Raw genomic sequence first — 15,198 nt, 5'->3', positions numbered from 1 at the left:
CCAACAGCCAAGATGGATATTCTTGTCCCTTTGACGGATACGCCCGCTGATGCTTCTGCCATGCAGCTGGCAGCAGCGCTTGTCGGCGCCCGTGGCGGGCACATCACGCTGGTGCAGCCAGTGGAATCTCCCTTGCCCGACGTTGCACGCGCCGAAGTCCCGCCCAGAGTCGCCACGCTCTTGCGCCGGGTTGCGCAGTGGAGCGTTCCGCATGACATCCAGATCGAGGACGGGCGCGCGGAACGTCCTGTGGACGCGATTGCCCTGCGCGCACAGGGTTTCGACCAGGTGATAATGGCGTGCGCCGGACATGACCACGCCGAGCGCAGGCTGCAACATGCTCAGTTCTCTTCACTGGTTAGCCGATCCGGACGCCCCATCCTGGCATTGCCAGGGAGAACCCGTTTCGACGGAATCTTCAAGCGGGCCGTCATCGGCTGGAGTGCAACCCCCGAATCCGCTCGCGCGGCACATGATTTCCTGAGATTGGATTTCGCGTGTGCCCTTGTGGTTACCACCGTGGACGGAAGTGACCGGGTCAATGAACATGCTCAGGCGTTCATCAACAGTCTGATGCGGCAGGGGCGAGAAGCGATATTTACTCCCGTGTCGTCAGATGGGGGGAGCGTGGCTGAAGCGCTACTGGGCCACGCATTTGATAGCCAGGCGGATCTACTCGTCTGCGGCGCCTATGGCCATTCGCGCGCGCGCGAATGGCTGCTGGGGGGAACGACGAGGGAGCTCTTCGAGCGCACCCTCACGCCCCTGTTCCTGTCACGTTGACGCACCAGGATGCCAGAGCCATGTTGAAGGATATTCTTGTGCCTTTGTCAGACTCATCAGCAGATGACGCGGCCATCCGCTTCGCCGTCGAGATCGGCAGGTCGCAGGACGCGCGGGTGCGCATCATCGAAACGGTCGACCTGCCTCCGCCGGCGATCGGGACTGCTGATCCGACGCCCCGCGCATCGTTCCTGGCTGCCCAGGACGCATGTCGGCGGGAGGCCTCGGAAAGAGCCTCAAGGATCAGGGCCAGAATCGCAGAGCACCCTGGTGTTTCCGTAGAAGTTCACGAAGCGGGCATTGAATCTCCTGCAGAGCTCGCCGCTCGACTGGCCTTCTCTGCGGATCTGGCCATTGTCGGGGGCTGGTCAGGATTCGCCAAGGCCGACCCAGCGGGCGTGGCCCTGTTCAATGCGCTGCTTTTTGACGCGGGAAGGCCCGTTGTGGTGGTGCCGCCGCATTGGCGGGCAAGCGACCACTCGTGTGCGATTGTGGGTTGGAAAGACACCCCAAACGCATGCCGCGCCCTGCACAGCGCGATCCCATTGCTACAGCAGGTGCAGACTGTCCTTCTGGTGGAGATATGCAGCCATTCGGACGAGATGGAGGGTGCTGCTGGCACTGTCACAGCTTCCCTCATTGAACACCTCCGGAGCTGGGGCATCGCCGCATCGGCCACCCGGCTGCTTGCCAGACACCGCCGTTCCAGCGAGGTCCTGCTCGATCACGCCCGCGCGACCAAGGCGACGTTGATCGTGGTTGGCGGATACGGACACTCCCGCCTGCGCGAGCGGACCATCGGAGGGATGACGATGGAGCTATTGCAGGGGGCGACCATTCCGGTCCTTTATGCCCATTGAGTACCCCCAACGCCAGGATCGTGCCTCGGCAGCGGCGAAAGGCAGATTGGGGAGCACGCAGTCGGACTCCTGGCGCTTCGCGCTGTTCTGCCTTGGAATCTACATAGGGTGCTGGCTGCTTGCCGCAGTCGAACCCTACCACCGGCGCGACTGGTTGCTGGAGAATCTGCTGGTATTCATCGCCATTCCCTACGTTGTCTTCCAGCAGTGGAAGCGCCCGTTCCGGCCCGCAACCAATGTCTCGCTTCTGCTTTTTCTGTGCCTGCATGCCGTGGGCGCTCATTTTACGTACTCGGAAGTCCCTTACGACGCTTGGGCGCAGAAACTTGCGGGCTACAGGATCACCGACCTGTTCGGCTGGGATCGCAACCATTTCGACAGACTCGTTCACCTCGCCTACGGCGTATTGGTCTTTCCCGCGGCGAGAGAGCTCTACGCAAGGCGTGCTGTGGCCAGCGAGCTGACGCTGACCCTGATTGCCACTCAGTTCATCGTCGCCACGTCCGCTGCCTATGAACTGATCGAATGGGGCGCGGTTCTGGTGGTCGACCAGGACCTTGGAATGGCTTATCTCGGCATCCAGGGCGACGTGTGGGATGCGCACAAGGATGTGCTGTTGGCGTCGGCTGGAGCGATCATCAGCGCGGTGGGTGCCAGCGTACGGCACGCCACGTCTGCTCACTCCCGGTCGTCGGACTGATCCACGCAGAAGATCCTGTGCATGGCAACCAGCATCGCCTCAACGCGGCTGTCATTGATGCGATAGAAGACTGAACGTGACTCTCGCCGGGTCGTCACCAGATGCCGTTGACGCAGTTCGGCGAGCTGCTGGGAAAGGGCCGGCTGTCGGATGCCGGTGGCCTCCTCGAGGGCGCCGACGGTCGACTCCCCTTGGGACAGCTGACAAAGCAACAGCAGACGCGACGGCGTGGCCATGAAGCGCAGCAACTCGGCCACTTCAGGCGCCCGTTCCTTCATGTCGGCCAGGTTGTTGGCGGTGAGGCGGTTGGTCAAGAGCGGTTCACCAGAAAGGAGAGCTAGAGCGTACCTGTTAATCCGCACGCCAGCTGAACCGGACAAAGGACACGAAGCGGCACTTACATAGTTTACGTAAGTATGTATTAATATCCATCATACAACCACCGGGAGCGAGTCGTGAACAGGCCTGTCGTCGTCGATTCTTCATTGGAGAGAGCTCAAAACATCGTGCGTGAAGCGCGAGTGGCCACACGCCTTCGCCTTGCGTGAAGACGTTCTTCGACCCCGCCACCTTTACGGCCAGCCACGTGGTACGCGACCCCCGGTCTTCGGCGTGCGCCATCATCGACAGCGTTCTTGATTTCGATATGCCCTCTGGACGCACCTCGACCGACTCCGCCGCGGCGCTGGTCCAGTACATTCATGACGAAGGGCTGCAGGTTCAGTGGCTGCTGGAAACGCATGCCCACGCCGATCACCTTTCCGCTGCACCGTGGTTGCAGCGGCGGGTCGGCGGAACGCTTGCCATTGGCGAGCACATCACCGGCGTGCAGGACACCTTCGGCAAGGTTTTCAACGCTGGCAAGGAGTTCAAGCGCGACGGGAGCCAATTCGACCATCTGTTTGCCGATGGCGCGGAGTTCACCGTTGGGAATCTCCAGGCAACTGCCTTGCACGTGCCAGGCCACACCCCTGCGTGCATGGCCTACGTCATCGGGGATGCGGTCTTTCCGGGCGACACTCTGTTCATGCCGGACTACGGCACGGCCCGCTGCGACTTCCCCGGTGGCTCGGCCCGCCAGCTCTATCGCTCCATCCAACGTCTACTGGCCCTGCCGGATGACGCCCGGGTGTTCCTCTGCCACGACTACAAGGCCACGGGCCGGGATCGGTTCGCATGGGAAACCACCATGGGCGCGGAACGAACCGCGAATATCCATGTGCATCAAGGTGTGACGGAGGACATGTTCGTGGAGATGCGTGAGAGCCGCGACGCGACGCTCCCCATGCCGCGCCTGATCCTGCCCTCAGTGCAGGTCAACATGCGCGCGGGCCATCTGCCCGACCCGGATGACAACGGGGTGCGCTACCTCAAACTGCCGGTGGACCTGCTATGACCCTCCCCTCTTTGGCGTGGTACTGGCCCGTCATCGGCGGCCTGATGATCGGTACGGCAGCGGGTGGATTTCTGCTGCTGACCGGTCGCATTGCCGGCGTCTCCGGCTTGCTTGCAAACACTCTTGGCCTGTCGTCCGCTGGCGACCGCTCCTTGTCGGCCCTGTTCCTGGCAGGGCTGCTGGTGGCGTCCGGGCTGGCGCTCGCGGTCAAGCCCATTTCGCTGCCGTCGCTTTCAATCTCCGCTACGCCGTTGTTGGTGTTGGCCGGGCTGCTGGTCGGCTTTGGAACCCGCCTCGGATCTGGCTGCACGAGCGGTCACGGCGTTTGCGGCCTGGCCAGGCTGTCACCACGCTCCATGGTTGCCACGGGCGTTTTCATGCTCATGGGCATGGCGACCGTGGCGGTTGTCCGCATGATGATCGGAGGCGGAACATGATCCGGCTGGCGGCAGTTCTGTGTGGCGCCTTGTTTGGCCTGGGCCTGGTCGTCTCGGACATGGCCAATCCCACGCGCGTACTCGCCTTTCTTGACGTCACAGGCAGGTGGGATCCATCACTGGCACTTGTCATGGCCGGGGCGCTGATTCCGTCAGCGATCGCCTATCGATGGGTCCGCGCACGCAATGCTCCTGTGCTCGCTGCGGCGCTGCACATTCCCAATCAGCGTCAGATCGACCGGAACCTGGTCATTGGCGCGGCAGTGTTTGGCGTTGGGTGGGGGCTGGCAGGCGTATGCCCGGGCCCGGCCATTGCACTGTTGCCAACGGGTCAACCCTTTGCACTCGTTTTCGCGGCCGCCATGGTCGTCGGCATGCTCCTCCACTGGCTCCTCCACCGTCCCCGCTCAACAGAGAATTCGCCATGAATCTGCACTCACTTGCGCCGAGCTTGCATGTGACCGACCAACTGGTTCCCACCGACATACCTGCCTTGAAAAAGGCGGGCATCTCGAGTGTCATCTGTAATAGACCCGACGGCGAGCAGCCGGACCAGCCCGATCACCTTGCACTGCAGGCGGCCTGCTCCAGGGCGGGCCTGGGCTTTGCCTATCTGCCCGTCGTGCCTGGCGGCATCACCGATGGACATGTGCAGCAGTTTGGCGTGCTGCTGGAACAACTGCCTGCACCCATCGTCGCTTACTGCAGGACCGGCACCCGCTCGACGTCGCTATGGGCCCTATCCCAGGTTCGTAACGGCGGAGCTACGCCCGAACAGGTGCTGTCCATTGCCGGTGAGGCTGGTTACGACCTGTCCTCTCTTGCTTCGCGCCTGCGAGGCGCCCCCTCTTCCGCTGCCTAACGGCCAACTGACATGGAAACCCTTTCCCTGTTGCAGCTCGCGCTGGGTGGACTCTCCGGCATTCTGGTGGGCTTCGTACTCGGGCTGGTCGGCGGAGGCGGCTCTATTCTGGCTGTCCCGCTCATGCTTTACCTGGTGGGCATCGACAGTCCACACGTCGCCATCGGTACCAGTGCATTGGCGGTTGCTGCCAATGCACTTTCCAACCTTTTCGTTCATGCCCGCCGGGGAAACGTGAGATGGCCGTGCGCGTCGGTCTTCGCGTTGGCAGGCATCGCTGGCGCCTATCTGGGCTCCAGCTTAGGTAAGGCCGTGGATGGGCAGCGACTATTGTTCATGTTTGCCCTGCTGATGGTCGTGATAGGCATTCTTATGCTGCGCAAACGCAATGCGGAAGGTGATGCAAGCGTCCGCCTCAGCAAAGGGAACATGCCGGCACTGCTCGGATTAGGGGCGTTCTCCGGGGCACTCTCCGGATTCTTCGGTATTGGCGGCGGCTTCCTGGTTGTCCCTGGGCTGATGGCCGCCACGGGCATGCCGATGCTGGCCGCAATAGGCAGCTCCCTCGTAGCTGTCTCCGCTTTCGGTCTGACGACTGCCATCAACTATGCTCAATCCGGCCTGGTCAACTGGCCACTTGCTGCCGCATTCGTCGTTGCTGGAAGTGCGGGCGGAATCGCCGGAGCGCGCGCATCAGCAGCGTTGGCAGAGCACCGTGGAGTGTTGAATGTTGCATTCGCGCTACTCATTTTCATGACGGCGGCTTATATGCTCTGGCAGATGCCCTGACTACCGCGCCATCGCCCAACCCGCCATGGCAGCCAGCAACACCACCACGATCGGCGGTGCACGCGCGACGACCAGTAGCCCGAACGCAACCAGCGCCATCGTGACATCCCATCGGTCATGGATCGCACTCGTCCACACCGGGTCGTACAACGCTGCCAGCAGGATCCCGACGACCCCGGCGTTGACGCCTGCAATTGAAGCCTGCAGATCCTTGCGGTGGCTTAGCGACTCCCAGAAGGGCAGCACTCCTACGAGCACGAGAACGGCAGGCATGAAAATGACCGCCAACAGCGTAAGACCTCCCGCCCAGCCACTCAACGGACCCGCGGCCATGGCCCCCAGGTACGCTGCGAATGTGAAAAGAGGGCCCGGCACCGCCTGCGCCGCACCGTACCCGGCGAGCAGATCTGCCGTGCTCACGGTGCCGCTCTGGACAACCGCGGTCTGCAGCAATGGCAGCACGACGTGGCCGCCGCCAAAGACCAGGGCGCCGGCGCGGTAGACCCCCTCCAACAGCATGGCCAGGGGGGATCCGCTCGCCGCGGCCCACACCGGCAGCAGAACAAGTGGCAGCACCAGTAGCACCAGTGCCACCGTGCCGGTTCTTCGCGAGACGGGATAGCCGCCGTCTGATTGGCCGGAAACTGGTGACTGCCACAACGGAAACGCCCCAGATCCCACAGCTGTCCGCCCGTATTTCCCCACAAGGACGCCCGCGATTTCCAGATCTCCCCCAAAGATGCCCTTGATTCCTGGATCCGCACCTAAGACGCCCTCGATTTCTGGCTCCACATCCAGCTCGCCCTTGAGTTCCCAACTGCGCACCTGATCGGTCAGAGCTTGTCGCCTGCACTTCCCAGTTCCGCCAGTCGCGACATTGGTCGCAAGAACAATTAGACGAGATCTCGGGCCTGAACGTGCGAACAGTTCAGCGGGTTGAGCAGGACTACAACACCGCGACTTCCCTGGGTGACGCGCCACGCCCCGCTCCACCTGCTCAAGCGCGTCGCTCGCCCCCTGACCAAGCTTTGACCTTAACTGGGCGTCGGTGACTCCCTCCCGTTCTGGTCGGCATCTGGGCCTTGTAGCGGCTCAAGCGCTGAGCTATAACGCCTTAGCCAGTCGCTATAAAGCGCCGGTGTTGTGCCCGCATAGCCAATAGGCTCCGGGTGCCCGAGGTCCACCCAATGGGGGCACGGGAATCCTTCGATTCCGGAGCCATCCATGACCGCCAAACGCCGCAGATCCCTTCGCACTTCTGCCTTCTACGCCCAATCGGGCCGTTGCTTCTATTGCGGCCTGCCGATGTGGCTCACTGCACCCTCAGAGCTCGGGCTGAAGGCCAGTAAGGCCCGAGCCTTTCAATGCACCGCCGAGCACCTGGTGGCCCAACAGGACGGGGGCAGAGACGTGTCCGGGAACGTGGTGGCCGCGCATAGCCGGTGCAACCAGGGCAGGCACCAGCGGAAGGGACCAGCCCCTTCCGCTGAAGCGTTCCGGGCGCTGGTTCAGACGCGGCTGGCAATGGGGAGATGGTGGTCCCGACTGCCATCAGGGATTGCACGTGCTTCCGTATGGCCAATTGAATTGAATCTTTGCAAGGAATCGGCAGCTGCTTGCCTGATTCGCTAGTCCACACTAGTGGCGCCCGGTTGCGGTGCTAGAACGGCGAGTCTGCTGCGAAATGGTCGCGCATTGGGCCTAACAAGGTCTGCGACCCTGTCAACACGTCCGAGAATTCCACCTGTCGCCACCTTCTCGTTCCAATATCGTTCCATCCACTCGGCTTTATCCAGGATCTTACCCGGAGCGCCTAGCAGCCTCTTGGCGATGAAATGCCGGATGAGAGCGGCCTGGCTATCGAGAATCACGACGCCCGCCCTTGGATTAGAGTCATAAGCGCTGTACGAGATCAGATAGTGGACATAGTGGCGGTCTGGCTCTTCGTCATCCCACGTCAACAGGTTGCTTAACCCCGCAGCGCGAGCATCCGATCGCACCTCTTCGCTCACGAGCACCATGGGATTGCGTGCTTCCTTACATTCCATGCGATAGGCGTCCAGCATCGCCGGTCCGAAGATCATCTGAGAATCATGATGAATGCTTCCAACTGTGAGCCCTCCACGTATCAATATATCAACCACTAGCAGGTTCTCGGCCAACATTCTGATGCAGCTCAGGATGTCGGCAAGGCCAGCAGGAGAGCGGCTGCTTGATATGACGATGCAGTCGCTGAAGTAAGTGAACAAAAGTCCTGTTGCTGGGTTGCAGCACGCTGTGTTCTTTAGTCTGTCGATGGCCTCTGCTATTTCATCAAGCTTGCTCATGTCGGCTGCCGACTCTTGGACAAGTGCGGAGAACCCGAGCATGTCGATGAAGGCGACGTACTTATCTTGGTAGAGCATGAAGAACTCCTTAGATGGTCGTGCCCATGGTGCCGAGGGCGGTTCCATTTGACCAGCGGGTGCGGGGCACGTCATAGGCCATGGAGCAATGTCAGCGACCTGGCTCGCGCACTAGTCTCGCAGAGGCTTGTTACGGCGCATCTTCGCATCGGATAGAAGCGAGCGAACGAGAGAGTTGAAGTCCATCCTGGCCCTAAAAGTTTCCTTCACCCTTGGTTAAACGAATGTCCGCTTTCGGTCAGAAGCGGACCAAAGTAGCCGGTGCTCTTCGCAGCCCGTACGCGACTTGGAGTCATATCATCAATCTGTATCAGGGCTCAGACCTAAGTGCCTGATGGTCCAATTCAGCGACACTATCCAGCTTCGGCGTCATCGCACACTTCGGGATACAGCCAGCGCGATCCGCTTATGGAACCAAACCGCACTGTGCCTTACTCTTAAGGAACATTGCCAACGGCAACCTTCGGCAATTGAATTTAGAGAATCCGGGCGGTTCATCCCGCGCGGCCCGTTAATGTCTACAGCTGTGGAGTTGTGAATGGCAGAAGATCAAGGTGGTGAAGAGGTAATTAGGGAGATAGGGAAGGCGCTAGCCCTTGCGTCTGAGCTTGATCCACAAATTGTTAGATCGCTTCGCTCCGCGATTGTTCAGGCGATGTCTGATTACGAGGACGACACGAATGCACAAGCTGCAGCCGCACTTGCGGCGGTTCTCGATTTTAGACCTGTGACGACCCAAGACGCCCTCTCGCAAACCTTGGGTGAGATCGGGAAGCTGGTCCAAGGTCTCACCGGACTGGAGGACGTTCATTACACTGTTGAGACACCAGAAGGTCGCCGAGTTCGCTCAATCCGGTCACATCTACCAACTGTATCACCCCAGCGTTTGACGGATCACGAGCAGGCAGATCTTGAGGCCTATATCGCTCGATATCTGCCACCGGACGACCCTCGCGAGGAACACGCGCCACGAGGACCGCGACTGTGACGATCAGTAAGTTAGCAATCCTCAACGCTGTGAAAGCAGCCATTTCGCGTGCTAAGGCGAGCGGGTCTCCCTACGCGCAAGGAAAGGCTTACGAACTTCGGGTGCTGCTTAGGCTTCTGCGAATCATCGATAGTGCGGGCTACAAGCTCACGTGTACCCCCAAGATGGCAGGCGTCCTGACGTTTGGAGGATCTCCATGCAAAGCAAACCATCCGGATCACGATTACATCAGTGGATCTACGTCTACTGAGAAGCTCGAGATTAGGATTTCAGTGCAGGTCACCACACTAAGCCATAGCTGGAAAGGCACGACGGTGGTCAAAGCGGCTGACCGTCACGAGATTGACGTCGGTGTATATCGTCCGATTAAGACCCGTCGCTATCCCGCATTTACGGAGTTACTTCTTGGGGTCTCGTGCAAGACTGGCGGCTGGAACAAGGCGTACGTCCGCGAGGCGCTAGGTATGCGTAGGGAGCTAGGATTCCTCACATCACCTAGGACGAGCTTGACGAGCTCAGCTCCGTGGTTCATCGCAACAGTTCCCTGCGATCCTCCGGTTCCCTTTGCCTTGTACGCGACCAACGCTGGGTCCGCCGTGTATGCGTCGTTGGCAGCTTTGGGGCTCTACGTCGAGCACTACAAGGGGTAGCGGAAACAGGCTTTGGAGTACGGATCAACTCAGGTGTGTCGAGAACGATGCCCGCTTTGGGTCGAAGGCGGATGCCATCACCCGGCCGGTCGCCGCCCAATGTCCGCTTCCGGCCAGAAGCGGACATCCACCCTGCCCTCGATAAACATCCCAAATCCACGGACGACCTTGGTCTGCTTTGGCCTTCTGCCTTAGGGCCAGACCTGAACTTCGATTTCAGCCCCTAGCGTATTTGACTCCCGCGACCTAGATCTCTCCTAGATCCTTGAGCAGGGCTTGCCCCTTCTGCAGAAACCCAACTAGCAGTCGACCTCCTGCTACTTTCCGGCCCAATTGCCCATTGAGGTAGCTGACCTGGAGACGCGCATGGGCCAGCAGATCCACCTGGGCCATGCTAGGGGTCGCGGCCTGGAGCGGTTCGCCCGGCGACGCCATCTGCCCCCCGATCGGCTGGACAACGCAAGGGCGCCGGCTGTCACTCTTCGCATACGCCGTGGCCATCATCCGGCCGTTCTTCAACGACCATCCACCAAGCACCAACTCGGTCCCGAGTTGCTCGATCGGCAATCCCGCTTCGCTAACCGCTTTCTCAAAGTTCGGCCAGAGTTGGTCCACCACCAGCCCTAGCTCGGCAGATAGCTGTTCTATTGTGAAATCTGCGCGGAAGCTGGCCTGCAGTGCAAGCTCGTAGATGCGGAGGAAGGGGGAACCGCAGAATTCGGAAAAAATCGTACGCTAAGCTAACGGTGTTCTCGTGACAGCTCTTTGACTAGGCTTTCTAAGGGGTCGTCTCAGAAAACGGAAAATAAAGCACGCTAAGGCATAGCCGAACCTGCCAAGCTTGCTCCACCCTGTAGTGACGCGATCAGCGGGCAGGAAACGTTCCCCCTTCGCGCATGGCAGGCGCGCACCAACTCAGACAGCACGGCCTCCATGCGCGCCAGGTCAGCCATTTTCTCGCGCACGTCCTTGAGCTTGTGCTCGGCCAGACTGCTGGCTTCCTCGCAATGGGTGCCATCCTCCAGCCGCAGCAGCTCGGCGATCTCATCCAGGCTGAAGCCCAGCCGCTGGGCTGATTTCACGAAGCGCACCCGCGTTACATTCGCCTCGCCATAGCGGCGGATGCTGCCATAGGGCTTGTCAGGCTCCAGCAACAAGCCCTTGCGCTGATAGAAACGGATGGTCTCCACATTGACCCCGGCCGCCTTGGCGAAAACGCCAATGGTCAGGTTCTCCAAATTGTTTTCCATATCGCTTGACTCCGTACATGAGTACGGAAGTAAGGTTACGCTATCCAATTTCAATTCGAAAGGACAAGCGCATGTCTGAACCAAAAACCGGGCGCGGCGCGCTCTTCACTGGAGGGCTTGCCGCCATCCTCGCCTCGGCTTGCTGCCTCGGGCCGTTGGTTCTGATCGCCTTGGGGTTCAGCGGCGCTTGGATCGGCAACTTGGCGGTGTTGGAACCCTATCGCCCCATCTTTATCGGCGTGGCGCTGGTGGCGTTGTTCTTCGCCTGGCGGCGCATCTACCGGCAGGCAGCGGCCTGCAAACCGGGTGAGGTCTGCGCGATTCCCCAAGTGCGAGCTACTTACAAGCTCATTTTCTGGATCGTGGCCGCGCTGGTTCTGGTCGCGCTCGGATTTCCCTACGTCATGCCATTTTTCTACTGATCGGAGTTCACCATGAAGAAACTGTTTGCCTCCCTCGCCCTCGCCGCCGTTGTTGCCCCCGTCTGGGCCGCCACCCAGACCGTCACGCTGTCCGTACCGGGCATGACCTGCTCCGCCTGCCCGATCACTGTCAAGAAGGCGATTTCCAAGGTCGAAGGCGTCAGCAAAGTTGACGTGACTTTCGAGACACGCCAAGCGGTCGTCACCTTCGACGATGCCAAGACCAGCGTGCAGAAGCTGACCAAGGCAACCGCAGACGCGGGCTATCCGTCCAGCGTCAAGCAGTGAGTCACTGAAAACGGCACCGCAGCACAACGGACGTCATTGTCTGGCGCCACAAACGATAAAGGATCTGTTGCATGACCCATCTAAAAATCACCGGCATGACTTGCGACTCGTGCGCGGCGCACGTCAAGGAAGCGCTGGAAAAAGTGCCAGGCGTGCAGTCGGCGCTGGTGTCCTATCCGAAGGGCACAGCGCAACTCGCCATCGTGCCGGGCACATCGCCGGACGCGCTGACTGCCGCCGTGGCCGGACTGGGCTACAAGGCAACGCTAGCCGATGCGCCACTGGCGGACAACCGCGTCGGACTGCTCGACAAGGTGCGGGGATGGATGGCCGCCGCCGAAAAGCACAGTGGCAACGAGCCCCCGGTGCAGGTAGCGGTCATTGGCAGCGGTGGAGCCGCGATGGCGGCGGCGCTGAAGGCCGTCGAGCAAGGCGCGCAGGTCACGCTGATCGAGCGCGGCACCATCGGCGGCACCTGCGTCAATGTCGGCTGTGTGCCGTCCAAGATCATGATCCGCGCCGCCCACATCGCCCATCTGCGCCGGGAAAGCCCGTTCGATGGCGGTATTGCGGCAACTGTGCCTACGATTGACCGCAGTAAGCTGCTGGCCCAGCAGCAGGCCCGCGTCGACGAACTGCGGCACGCCAAGTACGAAGGCATCCTGGGCGGTAATCCGGCCATCACCGTTGTGCACGGTGAGGCGCGCTTCAAGGACGACCAGAGCCTTACCGTCCGTTTGAACGAGGGTGGCGAGCGCGTCGTGATGTTCGACCGCTGCCTGGTCGCCACGGGTGCCAGCCCGGCGGTCCCGCCGATTCCGGGCTTGAAAGAGTCACCCTACTGGACTTCCACCGAGGCCCTGGCGAGCGACACCATTCCCGAACGCCTTGCCGTAATCGGCTCGTCGGTGGTGGCGCTGGAGCTGGCGCAAGCCTTTGCCCGGCTGGGCAGCAAGGTCACGGTCCTGGCGCGCAATACCTTGTTCTTCCGTGAAGACCCGGCCATCGGCGAGGCGGTGACAGCCGCTTTCCGTGCCGAGGGCATCGAGGTGCTGGAGCACACGCAAGCCAGCCAGGTCGCCCATATGGACGGTGAATTCGTGCTGACCACCACGCACGGTGAATTGCGCGCCGACAAACTGCTGGTTGCCACCGGTCGGACACCGAACACGCGCAGCCTCGCGCTGGACGCAGCGGGGGTCACTGTCAATGCGCAAGGTGCCATCGTCATCGACCAAGGCATGCGCACGAGCAACCCGAACATCTACGCGGCCGGCGACTGCACCGACCAGCCGCAGTTCGTCTATGTGGCGGCAGCGGCCGGCACCCGTGCCGCGATCAACATGACCGGCGGCGATGCGGCGCTCGACCTGACCGCAATGCCGGCCGTGGTGTTCACCGATCCGCAAGTGGCGACCGTGGGCTACAGCGAGGCGGAAGCCCACCACGACGGGATCGAGACCGACAGCCGCACCTTGACCTTGGACAACGTGCCGCGTGCGCTCGCCAACTTCGACACACGCGGCTTCATCAAGTTGGTTATCGAGGAAGGCAGCCATCGGCTGATCGGCGTACAGGCGGTCGCGCCGGAAGCGGGTGAACTGATCCAGACGGCGGCTCTGGCCATTCGCAACCGCATGACGGTGCAGGAACTGGCCGACCAGTTGTTCCCCTACCTGACGATGGTCGAGGGGTTGAAGCTCGCGGCGCAGACCTTCAACAAGGATGTGAAGCAGCTTTCCTGCTGCGCCGGGTGAGAAAAAGGAGGTGTTCAATGAACGCCTACACGGTGTCCCGGCTGGCTCTTGATGCCGGGGTGAGCGTGCATATCGTGCGCGACTACCTGCTGCGCGGATTGCTGCGCCCGGTGGCGTGCACACCAGGCGGCTACGGCTTGTTCGATGACGCCGCCTTGCAACGGCTGTGCTTCGTGCGGGCGGCCTTCGAGGCGGGCATCGGCCTCGACGCGCTGGCGCGGCTGTGCCGGGCGCTGGATGCGGCGGACGGCGACGAAGCGGCCGCGCAGCTTGCCCTGCTGCGTCAGTTCGTCGAGCGTCGGCGCGAAGCGTTGGCCGATCTGGAAGTGCAGTTGGCCACCCTGCCGACCGAGCCGGCACAGCACGCGGAGAGTCTGCCATGAACAACCCCGAGCGCTTGCCGTCCGAGACGCACAAACCGATCACCGGCTACCTGTGGGGCGGACTGGCTGTGCTGACTTGCCCCTGCCACCTGCCCATCCTCGCTGTCGTGCTGGCCGGCACAACCGCCGGTGCTTTCCTCGGCGAGCATTGGGTCATCGCGGCGCTCGGTTTGACCGGCCTGTTCCTTCTGTCCCTGTCGCGGGCGTTGCGGGCATTCAGGGAAAGAGAATGAGCGCTTTCCGGCCGGATGGATGGACGACGCCGGAACTGGCCCAAGCGGTCGAGCGCGGGCAGCTTGAACTGCACTACCAGCCCGTCGTCGATCTGCGCAGTGGTGGGATTGTCGGCGCGGAAGCCCTGTTGCGCTGGCGTCATCCGACGCTTGGACTATTGCCACCGGGCCAGTTCCTGCCCGTGGTCGAATCGTCCGGCCTGATGCCTGAAATCGGCGCTTGGGTGCTGGGTGAAGCCTGCCGCCAGATGCGTGACTGGCGAATGCTGGCATGGCGACCGTTCCGGCTGGCCGTCAATGTTTCGGCGAGCCAAGTGGGACCGGACTTCGACGGGTGGGTAAAGGGCGTGCTGGCTGATGCCGAGTTGCCCGCCGAGTATCTCGAAATCGAGCTGACCGAATCGGTCGCGTTTGGTGATCCGGCGATCTTCCCCGCCCTGGACGCCTTGCGGCAGATCGGTGTGCGCTTCGCCGCCGATGACTTCGGGACGGGGTATTCCTGTCTGCAACATCTGAAGTGCTGCCCAATCAGCACGCTCAAGATCGACCAATCGTTTGTCGCCGGGCTCGCCAACGACCGCCGCGACCAAACCATCGTGCACACCGTGATTCAGCTTGCGCACGGGCTGGGCATGGATGTGGTGGCTGAAGGCGTGGAAACATCGGCGAGTCTTGATCTATTGCGACAAGCGGACTGCGACACAGGACAAGGCTTCCTGTTCGCGAAGCCAATGCCGGCGGCGGCATTCGCCGTCTTCGTCAGTCAATGGAGGGGTGCCACCATGAATGCAAGTGACTCGACCACCACCAGTTGCTGCGTGTGCTGCAAGGAAATCCCGCTCGATGCCGCCTTCACCCCGGAAGGCGCGGAATACGTCGAGCACTTCTGCGGGTTGGAGTGTTATCAACGCTTCGAAGCGCGTGCCAAGACAGGGAACGAAACCGATGCCGATCCGAACGCCTGCGACTCGCTACCGTCAGATTGAGGCATACCC

20 protein-coding genes are annotated in these 15,198 nt (G+C 61.5%); 16 read left to right on the top strand and 4 right to left on the bottom strand.

The features are described from left to right. Positions 1–12: 12 nt before the first annotated feature. The 3 genes from ACZK2R_RS11145 to ACZK2R_RS11135 are packed head-to-tail and all read left to right on the top strand — an operon-like array spanning position 13 to position 2,343. Complete coding sequence (locus ACZK2R_RS11145; protein WP_049447182.1) at positions 13–783, top strand: universal stress protein; 771 nt, start codon at positions 13–15, stop codon at positions 781–783. Between the two features lie 20 nt (positions 784–803). Next, positions 804–1,643 (top strand): universal stress protein, encoded by an 840-nt coding sequence (locus ACZK2R_RS11140; RefSeq protein WP_049430394.1) that lies wholly within the window; start codon positions 804–806, stop codon positions 1,641–1,643. Then, positions 1,633–2,343, top strand: a complete 711-nt coding sequence (locus ACZK2R_RS11135; protein WP_049430396.1) for a DUF2238 domain-containing protein — start codon at positions 1,633–1,635, stop codon at positions 2,341–2,343. The genes ACZK2R_RS11140 and ACZK2R_RS11135 overlap by 11 nt, the downstream gene beginning before the upstream one ends. Here the strand turns inward: ACZK2R_RS11135 and ACZK2R_RS11130 are convergent. Beyond that, positions 2,322–2,621, bottom strand: coding sequence for an ArsR/SmtB family transcription factor (locus ACZK2R_RS11130; RefSeq protein ID WP_032967187.1), 300 nt, complete (start codon positions 2,619–2,621; stop codon positions 2,322–2,324). The two genes, ACZK2R_RS11135 and ACZK2R_RS11130, sit on opposite strands and share 22 nt — an antisense overlap. 266 nt (positions 2,622–2,887) lie before the next feature. Between ACZK2R_RS11130 and ACZK2R_RS11125 the strand changes: the two genes are divergently transcribed. The 5 genes from ACZK2R_RS11125 to ACZK2R_RS11105 are packed head-to-tail and all read left to right on the top strand — an operon-like array spanning position 2,888 to position 5,827. Further along, positions 2,888–3,739, top strand: a complete 852-nt coding sequence (locus tag ACZK2R_RS11125; RefSeq protein ID WP_005413385.1) for an MBL fold metallo-hydrolase — start codon at positions 2,888–2,890, stop codon at positions 3,737–3,739. Further along, positions 3,736–4,176, top strand: a complete 441-nt coding sequence (locus tag ACZK2R_RS11120) for a YeeE/YedE family protein (RefSeq protein WP_005413386.1) — start codon at positions 3,736–3,738, stop codon at positions 4,174–4,176. The genes ACZK2R_RS11125 and ACZK2R_RS11120 overlap by 4 nt, the downstream gene beginning before the upstream one ends. Then, positions 4,173–4,604, top strand: a complete 432-nt coding sequence (locus ACZK2R_RS11115; RefSeq protein ID WP_046272483.1) for a YeeE/YedE family protein — start codon at positions 4,173–4,175, stop codon at positions 4,602–4,604. Before ACZK2R_RS11120 ends, ACZK2R_RS11115 begins: the two co-directional genes overlap by 4 nt. Beyond that, positions 4,601–5,038: a protein tyrosine phosphatase family protein gene (locus ACZK2R_RS11110; protein ID WP_049430400.1), complete on the top strand. Its 438-nt coding sequence runs from the start codon at positions 4,601–4,603 to the stop codon at positions 5,036–5,038. The genes ACZK2R_RS11115 and ACZK2R_RS11110 overlap by 4 nt, the downstream gene beginning before the upstream one ends. Before the next feature lie 27 nt (positions 5,039–5,065). Beyond that, positions 5,066–5,827 carry a sulfite exporter TauE/SafE family protein gene (locus ACZK2R_RS11105; RefSeq protein WP_080341470.1) on the top strand — a complete coding sequence of 254 codons (762 nt, stop codon included), beginning with the start codon at positions 5,066–5,068 and terminating at the stop codon, positions 5,825–5,827. On the opposite strand, the gene ACZK2R_RS11100 is transcribed toward ACZK2R_RS11105, so the two are convergent. Beyond that, positions 5,828–6,652, bottom strand: a complete 825-nt coding sequence (locus tag ACZK2R_RS11100; RefSeq protein WP_234026165.1) for a chromate transporter — start codon at positions 6,650–6,652, stop codon at positions 5,828–5,830. Positions 6,653–6,729: 77 nt separating this feature from the next. Between ACZK2R_RS11100 and ACZK2R_RS11095 the strand changes: the two genes are divergently transcribed. Together ACZK2R_RS11095 and ACZK2R_RS11090 are read left to right on the top strand one after the other, a co-directional pair. Further along, a complete protein-coding gene (locus tag ACZK2R_RS11095) occupies positions 6,730–6,879 on the top strand; it encodes a hypothetical protein (RefSeq protein WP_324615445.1) in 150 nt (49 codons plus the stop codon). Between the two features lie 172 nt (positions 6,880–7,051). Beyond that, a complete protein-coding gene (locus tag ACZK2R_RS11090) occupies positions 7,052–7,459 on the top strand; it encodes an HNH endonuclease (protein ID WP_349675278.1) in 408 nt (135 codons plus the stop codon). On the opposite strand, the gene ACZK2R_RS11085 is transcribed toward ACZK2R_RS11090, so the two are convergent. Both ACZK2R_RS11085 and merR read right to left on the bottom strand, forming a co-directional pair. Continuing rightward, positions 7,456–8,232 carry a hypothetical protein gene (locus ACZK2R_RS11085; RefSeq protein WP_032966761.1) on the bottom strand — a complete coding sequence of 259 codons (777 nt, stop codon included), beginning with the start codon at positions 8,230–8,232 and terminating at the stop codon, positions 7,456–7,458. The genes ACZK2R_RS11090 and ACZK2R_RS11085 overlap by 4 nt on opposite strands. A 2,453-nt stretch (positions 8,233–10,685) precedes the next feature. Then, the gene (gene merR / locus ACZK2R_RS11080) at positions 10,686–11,120 is read right to left on the bottom strand and encodes an Hg(II)-responsive transcriptional regulator (RefSeq protein WP_005413387.1); all 435 of its coding nucleotides are present in this window, start codon (positions 11,118–11,120) and stop codon (positions 10,686–10,688) included. Between the two features lie 71 nt (positions 11,121–11,191). On the opposite strand from merR, the gene merT reads away from it, so the two are divergent. From merT to ACZK2R_RS11050, 6 genes are all read left to right on the top strand, one after another. Continuing rightward, on the top strand, positions 11,192–11,542 hold the full coding sequence (gene merT, locus ACZK2R_RS11075) for a mercuric ion transporter MerT (protein ID WP_003131974.1): 351 nt from the start codon (positions 11,192–11,194) through the stop codon (positions 11,540–11,542). A gap of 12 nt (positions 11,543–11,554) precedes the next feature. Further along, a complete protein-coding gene (merP, locus tag ACZK2R_RS11070) occupies positions 11,555–11,830 on the top strand; it encodes a mercury resistance system periplasmic binding protein MerP (protein WP_003131987.1) in 276 nt (91 codons plus the stop codon). A gap of 71 nt (positions 11,831–11,901) precedes the next feature. Further along, a complete protein-coding gene (gene merA, locus ACZK2R_RS11065) occupies positions 11,902–13,587 on the top strand; it encodes a mercury(II) reductase (protein WP_003156770.1) in 1,686 nt (561 codons plus the stop codon). A gap of 17 nt (positions 13,588–13,604) precedes the next feature. Beyond that, positions 13,605–13,970: a mercury resistance co-regulator MerD gene (gene merD / locus ACZK2R_RS11060; RefSeq protein ID WP_000995360.1), complete on the top strand. Its 366-nt coding sequence runs from the start codon at positions 13,605–13,607 to the stop codon at positions 13,968–13,970. Continuing rightward, positions 13,967–14,203, top strand: a complete 237-nt coding sequence (gene merE, locus ACZK2R_RS11055) for a broad-spectrum mercury transporter MerE (RefSeq protein WP_003132004.1) — start codon at positions 13,967–13,969, stop codon at positions 14,201–14,203. Before merD ends, merE begins: the two co-directional genes overlap by 4 nt. After that, positions 14,200–15,189 (top strand): DUF3330 domain-containing protein, encoded by a 990-nt coding sequence (locus ACZK2R_RS11050; RefSeq protein WP_003132006.1) that lies wholly within the window; start codon positions 14,200–14,202, stop codon positions 15,187–15,189. Before merE ends, ACZK2R_RS11050 begins: the two co-directional genes overlap by 4 nt. The last annotated feature ends 9 nt before the right edge of the window (positions 15,190–15,198 follow it).

Source organism: Stenotrophomonas sp. 96582_Sma (assembly GCF_056480905.1).
The sequence above is the reverse complement of the archived record's forward strand: the minus strand, read 5'-3'. Positions and strand labels throughout refer to the sequence as shown.